The sequence below is a fragment of the Streptomyces flavusporus genome (assembly GCF_046267975.1).
GTDB lineage: Bacteria > Actinomycetota > Actinomycetes > Streptomycetales > Streptomycetaceae > Streptomyces > Streptomyces flavusporus.
Map to the genome: position 1 here is coordinate 4836437 of NZ_CP176503.1, position 16767 is coordinate 4853203.

At 73.4% G+C, this 16767-nt stretch carries 13 protein-coding genes and 1 pseudogene; 6 read left to right on the forward strand and 8 right to left on the reverse strand.

Features of this window, described 5'->3' with window-relative positions; translation table 11 throughout:
• Positions 1-42: 42 nt before the first annotated feature.
• Positions 43-408: pseudogene (locus ACKTSN_RS22940) on the forward strand (permease); the annotation flags it as partial.
• Positions 384-953 (forward strand): TIGR03943 family putative permease subunit, encoded by a 570-nt coding sequence (locus tag ACKTSN_RS22945; protein WP_409470832.1) that lies wholly within the window; start codon positions 384-386, stop codon positions 951-953. The pseudogene ACKTSN_RS22940 and the gene ACKTSN_RS22945, both read left to right, overlap by 25 nt.
• A 15-nt stretch (positions 954-968) precedes the next feature.
• Here the strand turns inward: ACKTSN_RS22945 and ACKTSN_RS22950 are convergent, their stop codons facing one another.
• The 6 genes from ACKTSN_RS22950 to ACKTSN_RS22975 all read right to left on the reverse strand — a co-directional run bounded on the left by ACKTSN_RS22950 (position 969) and on the right by ACKTSN_RS22975 (position 8626).
• Positions 969-2324: an extracellular solute-binding protein gene (locus ACKTSN_RS22950; RefSeq protein ID WP_409470833.1), complete on the reverse strand. Its 1356-nt coding sequence runs from the start codon at positions 2322-2324 to the stop codon at positions 969-971.
• Positions 2324-4951: a vWA domain-containing protein gene (locus ACKTSN_RS22955; RefSeq protein WP_409470834.1), complete on the reverse strand. Its 2628-nt coding sequence runs from the start codon at positions 4949-4951 to the stop codon at positions 2324-2326. The genes ACKTSN_RS22950 and ACKTSN_RS22955 overlap by 1 nt, the downstream gene beginning before the upstream one ends.
• Before the next feature lie 4 nt (positions 4952-4955).
• Positions 4956-5297 carry a hypothetical protein gene (locus ACKTSN_RS22960; RefSeq protein ID WP_409470835.1) on the reverse strand — a complete coding sequence of 114 codons (342 nt, stop codon included), beginning with the start codon at positions 5295-5297 and terminating at the stop codon, positions 4956-4958.
• A gap of 96 nt (positions 5298-5393) precedes the next feature.
• Entirely contained in the window at positions 5394-6455 is a 1062-nt protein-coding gene (locus ACKTSN_RS22965) for a hypothetical protein (protein ID WP_409470836.1), read from the reverse strand.
• Between the two features lie 238 nt (positions 6456-6693).
• Positions 6694-7350, reverse strand: coding sequence for a maleylpyruvate isomerase N-terminal domain-containing protein (locus ACKTSN_RS22970; protein WP_409470837.1), 657 nt, complete (start codon positions 7348-7350; stop codon positions 6694-6696).
• Between the two features lie 46 nt (positions 7351-7396).
• Positions 7397-8626, reverse strand: a complete 1230-nt coding sequence (locus tag ACKTSN_RS22975; protein ID WP_409470838.1) for a PP2C family protein-serine/threonine phosphatase — start codon at positions 8624-8626, stop codon at positions 7397-7399.
• Positions 8627-8751: 125 nt separating this feature from the next.
• Between ACKTSN_RS22975 and ACKTSN_RS22980 the strand changes: the two genes are divergently transcribed.
• Positions 8752-9192, forward strand: a complete 441-nt coding sequence (locus tag ACKTSN_RS22980) for a hypothetical protein (protein WP_409470839.1) — start codon at positions 8752-8754, stop codon at positions 9190-9192.
• A 285-nt stretch (positions 9193-9477) separates the two neighbouring features.
• Positions 9478-10407, forward strand: coding sequence for a hypothetical protein (locus ACKTSN_RS22985; protein ID WP_409470840.1), 930 nt, complete (start codon positions 9478-9480; stop codon positions 10405-10407).
• On the opposite strand, the gene ACKTSN_RS22990 is transcribed toward ACKTSN_RS22985, so the two are convergent.
• Complete coding sequence (locus ACKTSN_RS22990) at positions 10313-11632, reverse strand: PLP-dependent aminotransferase family protein (RefSeq protein ID WP_409470841.1); 1320 nt, start codon at positions 11630-11632, stop codon at positions 10313-10315. The genes ACKTSN_RS22985 and ACKTSN_RS22990 overlap by 95 nt on opposite strands.
• Before the next feature lie 76 nt (positions 11633-11708).
• On the opposite strand from ACKTSN_RS22990, the gene ACKTSN_RS22995 reads away from it, so the two are divergent.
• Together ACKTSN_RS22995 and ACKTSN_RS23000 are read left to right on the forward strand one after the other, a co-directional pair.
• On the forward strand, positions 11709-12509 hold the full coding sequence (locus ACKTSN_RS22995; RefSeq protein WP_409470842.1) for an alpha/beta fold hydrolase: 801 nt from the start codon (positions 11709-11711) through the stop codon (positions 12507-12509).
• Positions 12510-12530: 21 nt separating this feature from the next.
• Positions 12531-14474, forward strand: a complete 1944-nt coding sequence (locus ACKTSN_RS23000; protein WP_409470843.1) for an FUSC family protein — start codon at positions 12531-12533, stop codon at positions 14472-14474.
• A 136-nt stretch (positions 14475-14610) separates the two neighbouring features.
• On the opposite strand, the gene ACKTSN_RS23005 is transcribed toward ACKTSN_RS23000, so the two are convergent.
• On the reverse strand, positions 14611-16677 hold the full coding sequence (locus tag ACKTSN_RS23005) for a PhoX family protein (protein ID WP_409470844.1): 2067 nt from the start codon (positions 16675-16677) through the stop codon (positions 14611-14613).
• Positions 16678-16767 lie beyond the last annotated feature (90 nt).

The following is a 16767-nucleotide window of genomic DNA, read 5'->3' on the forward strand; positions in this document are numbered from 1 at the left end:
TTAACCTGCGCGGGTACGGGGACGGACTACCAGGACAGACGCGTGGAGAACCAACGAACACTGGCCGACGGCCTGCGCCTCGGCGTGCGCGCGCTCGTCTACGCGGTCGTCGGCGGCGCGGCCCTGATCGCCATCGCGACGGTCGCCTCGGTGCTCGGCCCACTCCTCGCGCTGGACCTGTACACGCCGCCGGTCGCGGCCTGGTGGACGGTGTTCACGGCGGTCGCGGTGCAGGGCGTGCCGTTTCTGCTGCTGGGCACGGTGGTGTCGGCGGCGATCGGCGCGTTCGTGCCCGAGCGGGTGTTCAGCCGGCTGCTCCCTCGCAACCAGGCGCTGGCCGTGCCGGTGGCGGGCGCGGCGGGGGTGGTGCTGCCCGGCTGTGAGTGCGCGTCCGTACCGGTGGCAGGCGGCACGAGGAGTACGACGATGACGACGGCCACGGGCACCAGCACAGCCCCGCCGGTCCGCGCGTCGCCCGGCTCCTGACCCTGCCCGCCCTCGCCCTGCTGCTCTTCCCGCCGCCCGCCCTGGGCTCCTACAGCGCGGAGAGGGAAGCGGCGGAGCGGGCGGCACAGGGGGTGGGGACGTTCCCGGCGCTGCCTTCGGGTGAGCCGCTCGACCTCACGCTCGCCGAGTTCGGCTCCCGGGCGGTCTACGACAGCGAGCGGTCACTGAAGGGCCGTACGGTCCGCCTGACCGGCTTCGTCACGCGGGACGACGACGGCACGTGGTACGTCACGCGGCTCCTGGTCTCCTGCTGCGCCGCCGACGCGACGACCAGCAAGGTCGAAGTGCGGGGCGCGGATGCGCCGGCGACGGACACATGGGTGACGGTGACCGGTACGTGGCGCCCCGAGGGCACCCTGGGCACGGACACGGCGTGGCCGCCGGTCCTCGACGCGGGCAGCGTGTGGACGGTGGAGGAGCCGGCGAATCCTTACGAGAAGCGTTAGCCGAAAGCGACCTCCTCAGTCCGGCAGCGCCTTCTTCAGCGCCTCGTCCAGGCTCGTCGCCAGCGCCGTGTCGCTCGGCGGGCTGTCGCCGAACAGCGCGCCCAGCTGCGCGGTGAACGTCTGTGTGAACGCGCCGTACAGCGCGGTGCGCGGCCGCTGCACGGCGTTCTGCAGGGCCGGGAGCAGGATGCGGCGGGCGTAGGCGGGGCGGCCGGCCGGGTCGCGGGGCATGCGGTCGGCGCTCTCGCCGGACGGGGAGGGAGACGTGGGTGCGGCGGTGCACCGTACGGCGTCGTCCTTGTACGCCGACTCCCGTGTCGCCGCGAACCCCGCGTCCAGCAGGCAGCGTTCGCTGTCCTTGCCGGTGAGGAACCTGATCAGCTCGACCGCCTTCGCCGACCGCTGCGAGGCCGCGGTCACCGCGAGGTTCTGGCCGCCGAGCACCGCCCGGCCGGGCAGCGGGGCCACCCCGAGCTGCTCGTCGGTGAACGACTGGTGCAGGGTGCCGTACGCGTACGGCCAGTGCCGCAGGAACGTGGTGCGGCCGTCGGCGAAGTCGCCGAGCGTCGCCGCCTCGTCGGAGTGGACGGCGTCCTGGAGCAGGTACGGCGTCTGGGTGCGCCGACGCAGCTCCCCGATGCCCTGTGTCAGCTGGGCGACGGTGGCGTTGTAGTGGCCGTCGCCGTCGGTGAGCGTGAGGTCCTGCGCGGCGGACGCGAACGCCTCGACGGCGTTGACGGTCCGGCCCTCGTACGCGGCGAGCTGTGTGGTCCAGCCCTTCTCGTAGCCCTTGGGCGGATGCTCGTACAGGGTGTCGACCAGCTCCTCCAGCTCCCGCCAGTCGAGGCCGCCGCTCAGGTCGGTGCGCTGGACGCCGCCGTCCCGGAGGTGGTCGCGCCGGTAGTAGAGCAGTCCTACGTCGCTGTTGAACGGCGCCGCGTACACCTTGTCGTCCCAGCGGGCCGTGCCGGCGACGGACTCGATCACGTCGGTGTCGATCACCTCCTCGAGCAGCGGGCGGACCAGGCCGGCCGCGGCGAACTCCGGCACCCACGTCACGTCGAGGTTGACCACGTCGTAGGAGGCGCTGCCGGACTGGAGGGCGCCGAGGAGCTGGCTGCGCTGTTCGTCGGCGCTGCCGGGGAGTTCCACCAGGCGGGCGCGGTAGTTGGTGTTCTCCTTCTCCTGCTGTCGGTTCCACACGTCGATCAGCTGCTGGCGGATGCCGTTCTTGCCGGTGACGTCCCGGCCGCTGGCCACCACGATGTCGCCGGGCACGTCGGGGGAGGGCGCGGCGTTCGTGCCGTCCCCGCCGCCGGTGCACGCGGCCAGCAGCAGAAGGGCCAGCAGGGCGGCGAGCCGTCGGACCATCAGTCCTCCCCCGTTCCGGTGCGCGCGACCTCGTCGCTCAGGCCCGCGCCGAGTTCGTCGTCGGCGTCCAGACAGCGGCCGCCGCTCGCGGCGGAGATCCGGGCGCCCGGCTCGCCCGCGGCACAGCCGCCGCCGGCCAGCGACACCACGGCGATCGGCACCGTCGCCGACCGGGCCCTGCTCAGCAGGTCGTCGAGGCGGGCGCCGGTCAGCCGGTCGGCGTCCTCGTCGTCGGTGATGTGGACGATCAGCTGGGGACGGTCGTCGTCGGCGCCCCGCCCGGCCATGTCGTCGAGGGCGGCGAGCAGGGCGGCGTACGGGTCGGCCTCGGCGTCCCGTACCCGGGCCCGGCCGTCGATGGCGCGCTCGGCGTCCTTGCGGGTGTGGTGGCCGAAGGGCAGCAGGGTGTCGTACGAGGAGTTGCCGGCGGTGTCCGCCACCGCCCACACGCCGTACTCGTCCTGCTCGCCGAGCCCGCCCAGCGACTGCTTCAGCAGGCCGGGGCCGCCACTGGCCCCCTTCCACCGCGACGCCATCGAACCGGAGCTGTCGAGCAGGAACAGGACGCGGCCGGGCCCGCGGGCGTCGCGGTACTTCCTCAGCGCCGTCTCCATCGCGTCCCGCCCCGCGGACTCGACGAGCGGGGAGGGCGCCCTCAGCACCCCCTCGGGGACCGTGCCGCCCGTGTCCAGCAGGGCGCGGTCACCGGTGGCGGCGCGGAAACCGTCCGCGGCGAAGGCGGTGCGTCCGCCCTCCCCGGTGAGCCACTCCCGGAAGTCGTCGGCCGCCGCGTCGCGCGCGTCCCGGTCGAGGTCGGCGCCCTGCCAGCGGACCCGGACGAACACGGGCTCCAGCCCCCATACGTCGCCGGGGTACTGGGCGAGCCGCGGACTGCGGGTCGTACGGTCGCAGCCGACCCCGCTCTTCATCAGGAACTCCGGCACCAGGGCCGCGGTGCGGTTGTCCACGGCCTTGTCGTCCGGCAGCGCGCACAGCAGGTCGGCGGCCGTGCGGGCGGGCGGTCCCGCCGGGGCAATCTCCTGCTCGACGCGGCTCGGATCGGCACCGGGCGTGCCGTACAGGGCCGTCGTGGCGAGCAGCGCACTGTCCGCGAACTCCGGGTCGGGGCGGCGCACTTCGGCACGGTCGTCCCGCTCGCGCAGGGCGCCGATCATCTCAAAGAGCGCGGGTCCTGCCCGCTCGTCCAGGGAGAGGACGCCGAGGTGGCGGGGCACGGCCAGCACGATGGGGGAGTACGCGAACGCCCGGTTGTCCGGCTCCAGAAGGGCGAGCGCGTCCGTGTCCTGGCCGGTGGTGACCCGGGCGACGTCCGCCGGTGTGGCGGGGATCCAGATGTCCGGCTGCGGGCCGATGTCACGCTGCGGATTGAGGTTCTCGCGCGGTTCGTGCCAGGCGCCGGAATCGCGGCGCAGCGCGGTGACCGCGTCGGCGGAGCCCGCGCTGTAGACGGTGATGCCGCTGCGCCGGCAGCCGTCGCCGGTGGTGTTCGCGTCCGACGTCAGATACGCGTCGGCCGCGGCACCGACGGTCGCCTCCAGGTCCGGGTCGGTCAGGACGCGTAACTCGAGGGGCGGCGCACAGTCGCCGGGTCCGCCGACCAGGCCGACCAGGCCGAGGAGGCCGTACGAGCCGAGGCCCAGGGCGGCGAGGGCGGCCAGGACGCCGACCCGGACACGGGCCCGCCGGGCCAGGCCGCGCGCGTGCCGCCGACCCGGGCGCACCGGGATGCGGGTCAGCCGGGGCCACCGCAGGCGGGCGGCCCGGGCGGGGAGCAGCCGCAGCGGCAGGGGCCGCTGCGAGCCGTGCTCCCCGTCGTCGCCGGCCCGCCAGGCCGCCCAGACACTCCAGGCCCCCTGATCCACCCCGTCCCCACGGGCCGACAGCAGCACGTCCTCATCGGGTTCCGCCCGGCTCTGCGGGGTCCACGGCTCGCCGCGCAGCGTCTCGTGGCGGCCCGCGGCCATCCGGACCCGGAGCGTGTCCGAGACCTGACGGAAACCCAACTCGCCCTTTTCGCCCATGAGTTGCAGCAGCTCCCCGGTGAACGGCGTGGGCGTGGCCGCGTCGCCCGCGTCGATACGGTGGTTGGCCTGCACGCTCATCAGCAGCAGCACACGACGCTTGTCCCGGAAGGTCTCCCAGATCCAGGCCGCGTTGCCCGCGAAGCAGCAGTCGAGGATCACCACGATCCGCTCGGCCGGGCTGCTGGCGAGCCAGGTCAGCATGGTCGTGAACATCTCCGCGCCGGGGAAGACGGCATGCCCGCCCGGGATCACGCTCGCGTTGCGCATCTGCAGGAACAGTTCGTCGCCCGCGCTGGGAATCGCGCCGTGCCCGGCGAAGTACAGCAGGAGCAGCCCCTCGGCCTCCTCGGCGGCCGTACGCAGCTCACGCTCGAAGTCGTCCAGGGACGGCGACCGGGCGACGATGATCTGGTGCTCGCCGAAGACCCCGCCCCGGGACAGCACCTCGCGCAGCCGGTTCAGGTTCTCCTCGACGGCCGGCAGATCGCCCGGCACACCGTGCGGCGGCTCCGTGAAGTCGTACGTGGAGACACCCACCAGCAGTGCCCGGTTCACCCGCCCGCGCGGATCGAAACGGGTCACCGGCCTACCCGTCGAGGTCCACGGGGTCCACGCTGGCCTCGGGCGGATCACCGTCCTCGACCTCGCGGTGGTTCTCCCGCCACGCCTCCACGGCATGCGCGACCTGCACCACCAACTGGTTCAACGCGACCGACGCGGATCCCCCGATCATCGCCACGATGATCTCCATGGCGATGCCCATCGGGGCCCCGGACTCGTCCGTACGGCGCCGTTCATGGATCCGGAGCTCGCCCGCACGCACCTTCTCGTCGAGCCGTTGCTCCCGTTCCAGCCACTTGCGCAGCGCGCCGACATCGCTCTCGGTCGCGGTCTCGTCCAAGCGGACCCGGATGACTCGGTCGGCCACTCCATCCCCCTCAGCCATAACTCACCATCATGGCACCGTGGTTGCGGACTGGGGAGGGTCCGGACGGCGGCTTCCGCAGGCAGTTCGCGCCGGCGCTCAGTGCTGTGCCTGGGGCTGAAGCCGCCGCAGCTGCTGCTGTACGTGGTCCAGGGCGCCGGCCCGCCGACCGGGCACCCGGCCGCGCAACTCCGCCAGCGCGGCCCCGAGTTCGCGGGCCCGTGCCGGATCGCGTACCTCGCCCCACTGGTGGTGGGCCCGGTCCACGGCCGCCTCCACGGCGGGCGCGTCCTCGGCCTGTCCGGCGGCCAGCCGCGCGGCGGCCACCGCGAGCCACGTACGGCAGCTGCGGGCCGCGTCCCCCGCCAGCATCGCCAGATCCGCCCGCACCTCCGTCCAGTGCAGCGCCTCCTCGGAGGCGGCACCGTGCGCCCGTACGGCCGCCTGCTCCCACCGCGCGGCCAGCCCGTCCGCATCCGCATGCCGGCCGGCCCGGACCGCGGCGGAGACGGCGGCGTGCGGATCGCTCACGGCCGGCGGCTGCGCGGCCAGCACGATACCGACGTCCTCACCGGTGATCCGGCTCAGTGCCTGCTGGTGCAGCTGGTCCAGCGGCGGCCGGTGCCCGCTGCGCAGGATCGTCGCGACGGCCTTCATGTACGAGGGCTCGCCCAGCGACCGCCGGTGCGGCGGGGGCGCGATCCTGCCGTACACGGCGCTCTCCCGGCCACAGTCCAGCGGGACCGAGCGCAACAGCTCCCAGCTCTCCGCGTCCGCGTGCAGATCGAGGAACAGCGTCGTCGTCCCCGGCGCCCGCAACCGCAGCTCCTCCCGGAACCAGTGCCAGGGAAACCCCGTGTACCGCACGGTGGCCGGCGTCGTACGCGCCAACGCCAGATGCGGCAACCGCTGCCGCCGGTCCAGCTGAATCTGCCCGGTGACGTACACGGTCAACGGCCCCGGCGCCGCCGCGGCCGCCCGCAACCGCGTCAGCACGGCCTGCGGCTCCAACGGGTCGGCCAGCTCGACGACGTTCGCGGTCTCCGCACCCGCCAACACACCCGGCGCCACAGCCGCCAGCACAGGAAGCACCCCCGCCGCATCCACCAGCCGCCCTTTACCCACAGGCGAACCGGCCACCAACAACACGGTCCCCGGCATGGTCCCTCCCAGTCGATCAGGCACCCCAGCACGGTAAGCCACGCCGTAACCCCGCGGGCAGGTACGCCGTCAGCCCGCGGGCAGTCGTGCCGCTGGGGCGATGGGGGTCCCCCGCTCGAGCGAAGCCGAGAGCGGGGGAGGGTGGGCGCTGGGGGTCCCCCCTCTGGGGGAGGCACCCCGTCAGCGCCGGGCTGCGCGACCCACCCCGCGCCAGCCCCAACGCCGGTCAGCCGGACGCTCACCCAAGGACGAGCGGAAGCTTCCCAGCCAGCTCCCCCAGTTCCCCCTTCTCCGCCTCACTCGGCGCACGCCGCCCCGTACCGACCAGCAACGCATCCTCATCGGAGAACGACACGGGGAACGCACCCCCGGCGATCTTCTCCAGCATCTCGCGCGACCGAGCCAGCCCCTCCGCGGACGGTCCCGCGACATGCGGAAGGTGCGCAATCAGGTCGAGGTGGTGCAGCGTCCACTCCAGGACGTACGCGGAGAGGTAGTCGCCCGCGGTGAGGACCACGTCGCGGGTGTTGACCCGCAGCCCCGGGTCGGCGAGCTCGGCAGCCCGCCCCGCGGCGGAGCCGACATCGTCGAGGTAGAACTTCAGCAGCCACGGTTCCTCGTACGCAGCGGCCAGCCGAACGATCAGCGCATCGAGCGGATCCTCACCGGTCGGCGGCGTTTCGGCCACCTCCCAGTAGGTCACCGCGTCACGGGTCGGTTCCGTTTCGGCGGGGGTCACAAGGGTGATCAGGATGTCCTGCGCGTCAATGACCAGGTGGCACACCAGGTCCCGTACGAGCCAGCCGGTACAGCCGGACGGCCGTGCGAAGTCCTCGTCCGCAAGCCCGGCGACCGCCGCGCGCAGCGCTGTCCACGAGCGTGAGAAGAGATCCACATCGGCACGGTAGTGCGGCGCCGGAACGGCGAACAAGCGCATTCCCCTACAGCCGCCGCACCGCAAACACCGTCGTGTCGTCCGCCAGATGCCCACCGCTGTGCCGCAGCACCCCGTCCCGCACGAACACCACCAACCTCCGTGGCCGTACCCCCCGCGCGTCCGCCGCGAGCATCCGCGTCACCTCCTCGGCCAGCGGATAGAACTCCCCGCCCGCGTTCCGAGCCTCCGTCACCCCGTCCGTCGTCACCAGCAACGTCTCCCCGTCCGCCAGCGGAAACCGCCGCACAGAGGGCAGCGACTCCCCACCCGACGCACCGGACGCTTCAGACCCACCTGACGCACCCGACGCCCCCGTCGACACAAGCTCGCCGAGCCCCAGCGGCAGCCCGTCCCCCACCGGCAGCACCCGCACCCCACCCGGCCCCGCAACCAACGGCGGCTCATGCCCGAAGTTCATGACATCCACCGCATCCCCCGCATCCGCCGGAAACCCCAGCAGCACCGCCGTGGCGAACCGGTCCCCGTCCGTCCGCCCCAGCGCGGAAATGAGCTCCCGATGCCGTCGCATCCGCACCTCCAGCCGCTCGGCGACCGTCCGCAGCTCCCGTTCGTGATACCCGGCCTCCCGGAACGTGCCGAGCAGCGCCGCCGCCGTCTCCACCGCCCCGAGCCCCTTGCCCTGCACATCCCCGACCAGGACGCGCGTGCCGTGGAGCCCGGGCTGGATGTCGTAGAAGTCGCCCCCGACCCGCGCGTCGACGTCCGCGGCGAGATACACCGCCGCATGGTCGAGCCCGCCCCACGGCACCGGCAGCGGACGCAGCACGGTCCGCCGGGTCGTCTCGGCGATGTCCCGCATCCGCACCATGTGCGCCTCCCCGCGCACCCGCACCGCACACGCCAGCAAGGCCAGCACACCGCCGATCGCGACCAGGACGAAGTCGGGCAGCCCGGCCCGGAACTCATGCGGCCAGGCGCTGTCCAGGACGAGGTACGTCACGAGCGCCAGCGCCCCGTACATCGCCGTGCCCCACACCCCGCAGATCGCGGCGGCGATCCCGGGCACCAGCACGCTCCAGGAAACGATCCGGAACTCCGCGTAGACGTCGACCAGCGCGATCCCGATGAGCAGCAGCAGCGGCGGCACCCAGGCGACGCTGCGTCCCCGTACGCGCAACATCTGCTGCCGGTGCAGCGCCTCCCGGCGCCGGGCCCGGGGATACCGGTCGAGCAGCCGTTCGCCCCCGCCGCCGGCAACGCTCACGGGGTCCATGGGCCCCAGCGAAACACGGCCCCGCGCCCCGCGCATCCCCTCCCGGTGGGACCGGCCGGCCGACTTGCCAGGGGTCGGCCCGAGGTGTGCCCTGGAAGGCGGGGCGAGGAGAGAGGAGTGCTCTCATGGCTCATGCGGCACCCGCGTCCGGCGGCACGACCGGAGCCGCCGGTACACCCGACATCTTCAGCGCGCGCACCCACATGATCGCCAAATGGGCCGTGCCCGTCGTGCTCGGGCTCGTCTACGGCTACTGGGCCGCGGCCAACCGGCGCGACGGCGGACCCATCACCGGCTGGAACCTGCTGCTCGGTTTCGTCGCCGCGCTCGCGTTCGCCGTGGTGTACGTCGCCCTGCGCCAACTGGCGCCGCGTATGAAGCGGGAGGTGCACGCGCTGGCGTGGATGTCCTTCGCCGGTATCGCGTTCGGCTTCCTGTACAGCCAGACCGGCGCGACCGTGCTGCGCTCGACGGTGATGGCGCTGGCGATCGCGGCGACCGTGTTCGCCATCCTGTTCTACCGCTACTACACGCGTGAGGACGCCGAGGGCCACCGGGTCTCCTGACAGGGCCCCGGACGTCTCCTGTACGGCACCCCGGACGTGACGCGTGGACCCCGGCACGATCGCCGGGGTCCACGCTATCCCTCATCCCTCCACTCACCGGACGACGCGGAGCCAGACCCAGCCGCCCGGCGAGGTTCCGGAAGTGTTCCCCACCACCAGGAAACACCCGTTCGGGTGAGCCCTCCACCGGAGAGCGGAATCCCCAGCTCCGCCAGGGGGCCGGGGATGCACCCGATTGCAGTCGCCCCGCTCGCCCCGCCCGCGCCCAGGCCGTTGCCTGAAAGGGTGTCGTCCCGGTCCGCACGTTTCCTCCGTCTCCGCAGCGCCCTGTCGGCGGCGCTGATCGCGCTGTGCTGCCTGCTGGTCCCGTTCGCGGCGCTGGCGGCCTGGGCGGCGTACGGGCTGGCCGACACCGGCCGCTACGCCCGCACGATGGCGCCGCTGGCCACCGATCCGGCGGTCCGGGAAGTGGTCGCGGACACCGTCGGGGACGAGGTGCTGCACGAGGTCGGTATGGGCGCGCAGGCGGGCGCCATGGGGCCGTTCGTGCAGGACGCGGTGCGCTCGTTCACACAGACCGAGGCCTTCCGGGCCGGCTGGGACGCGGGGATGCGGGCCAGCCACGCCGCCGTGCTCCGCGCCCTGCGCGAGGACGGCGGCCGCAGCGGCGCGGTCACGGTCGACCTGGCGCCGGTCACGACCCGGATCAAACACGAACTCGCCGCCGACAACGTGCTGCTGGCCCGCCACATCCCGGTCCGGCACACGCAGGTCGCCATCCTCCCGGCAAAGGAGCTGGACGGGCTCCGGAAGGGTTACCACGTGCTGGAAGTCGCCGCCCTCTGGTTGCCGCTCGGGGCGGTCGTGTTCGCCGTCGCCGGTATCGCCCTCGCGACCTGTCGCCGCCGCGCGGTCACCGCGACCGGCCTCGGCACGGCCCTCGGCGGCGCGCTGCTCGGCGTGGCCGTCGCGATCGGCCGGCACGTCACGCTGGCCGGCCTGCCCGCCGAGGTCTCCCGGCCGGCCGCGGGCGCGGTCTACGACGCGCTCACCGAGACCCTGCGCACGGTGTCCTGGCTGCTGCTCGCGCTGGGCCTCACGGTGGCCCTCGGCGCCTGGCTCACCGGCCGGTACGGCCCCGTGCTGCGACGTCGGCGAGCGTCCGCAGCGCCCGCTCCAGCTCCGCCTCAGCGGCCGACGCGAGCCCGAGCCTGACGGCGTCCGGCGTGCGGCCGGGGTCGACGGCGAAGGCGGGGCCCGGGGTGACGGCGATGCCGTGTGCCGCGGCAGCCGCGGTGAAGGTGTCCGCCCGCCATGGCGGGGGCAGCTCCCACCAGGTGTAGTAGGCGTGCGGGTCGGTGCGGACGGCGAAGTCCCGCAGGTGCCGGCGTACGAGGTGCTGCCGCCGTTCGGCGTCCGCGCGTTTCGCCGCGACCAGCCGCTCGACGGTCCCGTCCCCGATCCACCGCACGGCCGCCTCCAGCGCGAACCGCCCCGCACTCCATCCGCCGGAGCGGATGGCGCCCGCCACCGCGTCCACCCGGTGCGGCGGTACGACGAGGAAGCCGACAGTGAGTCCGGGGGCGACCCGCTTGGAGAGGCCGTCGACGACATGGGTGAGACAGGGCGCGTGGACGGCCAGGGGTGCCCCGGGGCGCAGGAAGGACCAGATGCGGTCCTCGACGATCGGTATCTCCAGGTCGGTGGCGGTGCGGGCGAGTTGGTGTTTCCTCTGGTCACTCATGGTGACCGACGTCGGGTTGTGCAGCGTCGGCTGGACGTAGAGGGCGGACAGGGGTGCGCTGCGGTGGGCGGCGGCAAGGGCGTCCGGGCGCAGCCCGTCGTCGTCCGTGGCGAGCGGGACGAGGGTGAGGCCGAGCCGGGCGGCGATCTCCTTCACCAGCGGGTACGTCAGCGCCTCGACGCCGACGCGGCCGCCGGGCCGGACCAGGGAGGCGAGTGCGGCGGCGATCGCCTGGCGGGCGTTGCCGGTGAAGAGCAGCCGGGCGGGGTCGGGGCAGCCGAGGAGAGCGGCGGCCGCTTCGCGGGCGGCGGCGTTGCCGGTGGCGGCGGCCGGGCGGAGGGCTTCCGTCAGGACGTCCGGGCGGAGGAGGGGGGTGAGGGCGGGGGCGAGGAGTTCGGACTGGCCGGGCGCGGACGGGTAGTTGAGCTCCAGGTTGACGGGAGCGGTGGTCGCGGGCTCGGTGAGGGCCCGTCCGCCCGGTGCGGGCGGGGCGGCGCGGACGAAGGTGCCGCGCCCGACCTCACCCACGACCAGGCCCCGGCGCACCAGTTCGCCGTACACCCGCCCCGCGGTCGACGGGGCGATTCCACGCCGTCGTGCGAACACCCGCTGCGGGGGCAGCCGTTGCCCCGGCCGGAGCCGGCCGGCGGCGATGTCGTCGGCGATGCGGTCGGCGAGCCGCACGTATGCGTCCACAAGTCCCCCTGCCGGATTGCACCGAGAGCAAAGATCTTATTGCACCGAGGAGTTGGAGCGGCCTAGGGTCGAGCACATGGCACCCTTCCTTGCATACGAGGACAAAGGCACCGATTCCTCCCTGGTCCCGCTTGTCCTCGTCCACGGCCATCCCTTCGACCGCACGATGTGGGCCCCGCAGATCGAGGCGTTCGCCCCCGCCCGCCGGGTCGTCGCCCCCGACCTGCGCGGCTACGGCGCATCGCCGGTGACCCCGGGCAGCACGCTCCTGTCGGAGTTCGCGCAGGACATCGGGGCGCTGCTGGACGAGCTGAAGGTGGAGTCCTGCGCGCTGGCCGGCCTGTCGATGGGCGGCCAGATCGCGATGGAGTGCTACCGCCAGTGGGGCCCGGACCGCATCCGCGGCCTGGTGCTGGCGGACACCTTCCCCGCGGCGGAGACCCCCGAGGGCAGGCGCACCCGCCACGCCATGGCGGACCGCCTCCTGTGCGAGGGCATGCACGGCTACGCCGACGAGGTCCTGGAGAAGATGGTCGCCCCGTACGCGTCCGCCGAGGTCAAGGCCCACGTCCACCGCATGATGACCGGCACCCCGCCCGAGGGTGCCGCCGCGGCCCTGCGCGGGCGCGCCGAGCGCCCCGACTACCGCGACCTGCTGACCCGCGTCACCGTCCCGGCCCTGGTCGTCGTCGGCGCGGACGACGAGTACACGCCCGTCTCCGACGCCCGGGCCATGCACGCGGCCCTCCCCGACGCGGCCCTCCACGTGATCGACTCGGCGGCCCACATGCCCAACCTGGAACGCCCCGAGGAGTTCAACACGGCGCTGTCCGGGCTCCTGGCCCGCGTCGACCGTCGTCGGCTCGGGCACACCTGACCGGCGTGGCCATAATGGGCCATGCCCCGCGAGTTCCCCATCGGCCTCACACCCCCCGACTGGCTGGTACGGAACCTCCAACCGCAACAGGCGCCCGTCAACCGGCCGGCCGTGGTCCGCGCCGCTGTCGCGATGGCCCTGCCCCTGGCCCTCGGGCTCGCGGCCGGCCGGCCCGCCTACGGCGCCCTCGCCTCCATCGGCGCCCTGTCCGGCGTCATCGGCGACACCGCGGACGCCTACCGCATGCGGATCCTCAACATCGCCGTACCGCAGCTCTTCGGCGCCGTCGGCGTGACCCTGGGCTCCCTCGTGTACGGCCACGGCTGGGTCGCCGTCGCCGCCGTCACCGGCGTCGCCCTCGTGTCCGGCATGATCTCGACGATCGGCGCGGTCGCCTCCGTGTCCGGGCTGCTCCTGCTGCTCAACGCCGTGATCGGGGCCGGGCTGCCGATGCCGGGCGAGTGGTGGCTGCCGGCGCTGCTGATCGCCGGCGGCGGGCTGCTCGTCCTCTTCCTCGCCCTGCTGTCCTGGCCCCTGCGCTCCGGGGTGCCGGAACGCACCGCCGTCGCGGACACCTACCGGGCCGTCGCCGACCTGCTCGCGGCCTGCGGCGGCGACTCGGAGGTGACGTACGACGACGCACGGCACGACGCCACCCGGGCGCTCAACGAGTCGTACGACCTGGTCCTCGGCCATCGCGCCCGCCACCACGGCCGCAGCCCCGAACTGACCCGGCTGGTCGCCCGGTTGAACGCCGTCACCCCGGTCGTCGAGGCCGCCCCCGCCGTCCACCTCAGCGGCCGCCCGCTGCCACCGGAAGTACCGGACGCGGTACGCCGTCTCGCCGACGCCGTGGAGACCGGCTCGACCACACCCGTGGAACTCCGCCTGCCCGTACCGACCACCGAGACCGGCCGCGCCGTCGACCACGCCCTGCGGCACGCCGCCGACGTCGTCGCGGCCCCGGACGTCGACCCCCACGGCATCGACGACCGCCTGGGCCGCCCGGCAGCCGCACGCATCCGCACCGCCGGGGCCGCCCGCACCGTCCTGCTGTCCGCCGGCTCCTGGCGCTACGGCCTGCGCCTCGCCCTCTGCATCGGCCTCGCCCAGACCCTCGTCTCGATCGTCCCGGTCCCGCGCTCCTACTGGGTCGCCCTGACCATCACCTTCGTCCTCAAGCCCGACTTCGGCTCGGTGTTCTCGCGGGCACTGCTGCGCGCGCTCGGCACCGTCGCCGGGCTGGTCGTCGCGGCGGCGGTCCTGGCGGAGGTGCCCCGGGGCTGGTGGGACGTACCGGTGCTGCTCCTGCTCGCCCCGCTGATCCCGGCGCTCACCCCGCGCGGCTACGGCTACCAGACGGCCGCCATCACCCCGGTGATCCTGGTCCTGTCCGACGTCCTCAACCGCGAGGGCACGGGCCTGCTCCTGCCCCGCCTGGTGGACTCCCTCATGGGCTGCGCCATCGCGCTGGTCGTCGGCTACCTGCTCTGGCCGGAGAGCTGGCACACCCGCGTCGGCGACCGCTTGGCCGACGCGGTGGCCGACACCGCCCGCTATGTGGAGGCCGCCTTCGGAGACACCACGGACCCCGCGGCCCGTGCCCGGATGCGCCGCCGCCTCTACCGCGACCTGTCCGGCATCCGTACGGAATTCCAGCGCGCGCTGACCGAACCGCCGCCCACCGGCCGCCGGGCCGCCGGCTGGTGGCCGCTGGTCGTCGCCGTGGAACGCATCGTGGACGCGACGACGGCGGCGCGGGTCCGCGTCAAACACGGAGCCACGCCGCCGTCGGAGGCGGAGATCTCTCAGGTCGCCCGGCAACTGTGCGAGCTCTCCGAGGGCGTCCGCGAGGCCGAGGTCCTGGTACCGGTCCGCACCGACCTCACGGGCCCGTCGGGCAGCGTCCTTGAACCACTGCGCCAGGAGGTGGCGGCGGCGAGGGCGATCGCGTCACCGCGCTGACAGCCTCAGCTGCGGGCAGTCGTGCCTCCCCCAGTGCCTTAAGGGCCTGGGAGGTGCCCCCAGGGCGGCACGGGTGGGCGCAGCGGCGCCCCGCAGCGCCGGGCAGCGCGACCCATCCCCGCCCCACCGCACCGGCTCAGACCCCGATGTCGCACCCGTCCTTACGCCACACGGCCACAACCGCCGGCCGAACGAACTTGCCCGGCCCGTCCGGCCACGCACTCGCCGGCTTCTCCACCGACGCCCCGTCGACCTCCCCCGGGTGCTGCACAGCAACAAGCACACGACGGTCCTGGACGATCGGCCCGCAGGTCTCGGCCCCCGTCGGCACGGTCAGGAACTGCTTCAGCTCACCCCGCCGCTCACCGCGCGTAGCGACACCGAAGAGACCGTCGTGCGAGCCGAGCTGGGCGCCGTCGGTGGAGATCCACAGGTTGCCGTACGGGTCGAAGGCGACGTTGTCCGGGCAGGAGATCGGGCTGACCTGGTCCTTCGGGAAGCCCGCGAAGTAGGTGGCCGGGTCGTTGGGGTCGCCGGCGACCAGGAAGAGGCTCCAGGCGAACTCGGTGCTGTCGGCGCGGTTCCAGCGCTCGGTCAGCTCCAGGACCTGGCCGTGCTTGTTGCTGTTGCGCGGGTTGGCCTCGTCGACGCCGGCGTAGCCGGTCTTGCCGCGGTTGGTGTTGTTGGTGAGGGCGACGTACACCTTGCCGGTGTGCGGGTTGGGCTCGACGTCCTCGGGCCGGTCCATCTTGGTGGCGCCGACCTTGTCACCGGCGAGCCGTGTGAAGACGAACACCTCTTCGGCGGTCATGCCCTCGACGTGCGAGACGGCACCGTCCGTGGTGGCGGTGGCCAGCGGAATCCACTCGCCGGAGCCGTCGAACTCGCCGTCGCCCGGCAGCTTGCCGGTGCCGTCGATCTCGATCGCGGGGGAGTCACCGGTCAGCTTGGCGACGTACAGCGTGCCCTCGTCGAGCAGCGAGAGATTGTGCTCCCGCACGGCCCGGCCCGACCCCTTCTTCATCCGCTTGCTGCCGACGAACTTGTAGAAGTAGTCGAAGCGCTCGTCGTCACCCGAGTAGACGACCGGTCGGCCGTCCTCCGTGAGCCGCACGGTCGCGCCCTCGTGCTTGAAGCGGCCCAGCGCGGTGCGCTTGCGGGGCGTGGAGTGGGGGTCGTACGGGTCGAGCTCGACGACGTAGCCGTGGCGGTGCACCTCGTTCGGCTCCTGCGCGACGTCGAAGCGCTTGTCGAAACGCTCCCACTTGCGCTCGGTCCCGGTGGCGGTGACGCCGTAGCGCTTGTCGGTGGCGCGGGTGCCGTTGGCGAAGTACTGGTTGAAGTTCTCCTCGCCGTGCAGCGTGGTGCCCCACGGGGTGGTGCCGCCGGCGCAGTTGTTGAGGGTGCCGAGCACCTTGGTGCCGGTCGGGTCGGCGGAGGTCTTGAGGAGGTCGGAACCGGCGGCGGGACCGGTGACCCGGAATTCCGTCGTGGCGGTGACCCGCCGGTTCAGCGGGTGCCGCGGCACGGGGACGAGCTTGCCGGTCTTGCGCTCACCCTCCACCACGACGGCGGACAGACCGTGCGCGGCCCAGGCGATCTCGACCTGCTCGCGGGTCGGGTTGGCGGCGTCGTAGCCGCGGAACATCAGGATCTCGTCGGTGTACTCGTGGTTCGCGACGAGGATCTGGCGGCCGTACTCACCCGGAAGGGGGAGCAGCGCGAGAAAGTCGCAGTTGTACCCGAACTGACCGGCCTGGGCCTTGGCGGTCTGGTTCTCCGGGTCGAAGGCGGGCGCGCCGCGCAGGATGGGCTCGCCCCAGCGGATGACGACGTTCTGGCCGTAACCGTCGGGGACGGTCACGGCGTCGTTGGTGTTCGGCGCGACGGGCGTGAAGCGCAGGCCTCGGGCGCCCTTGCTGCTCGGGCGGTGCCCGCGGTCGGCGGTCGCGGCCTCGGCCTGCGGGGCGGCGGCGACGGTGGCCGCGGTGCCCGCGGCGGCGGCCGCGGTGACGACAGCGGCGGCACGCATCACGGAACGGCGGCTGAGGGCGCCGGCGATGACGTCGCCGACGTACGGGTTGGCGGTGGTGTTCGGCACCTCGTGGAAGCAGGCGTCACCACAGCGGAAACGGCACGTCAGGGCGGACCGGCCGCCAGGGTGTGAGTCGTTCGTTCTGATGATCGGCAGCAGATTGCGCACCTTTTACTCCCCTTGCTTCCCCTTGAATCCAGCGTGACGGACGGTAGGAGCACGTTTGTGCGGGAGCGGGGCGACCGAATGAACGGAAGG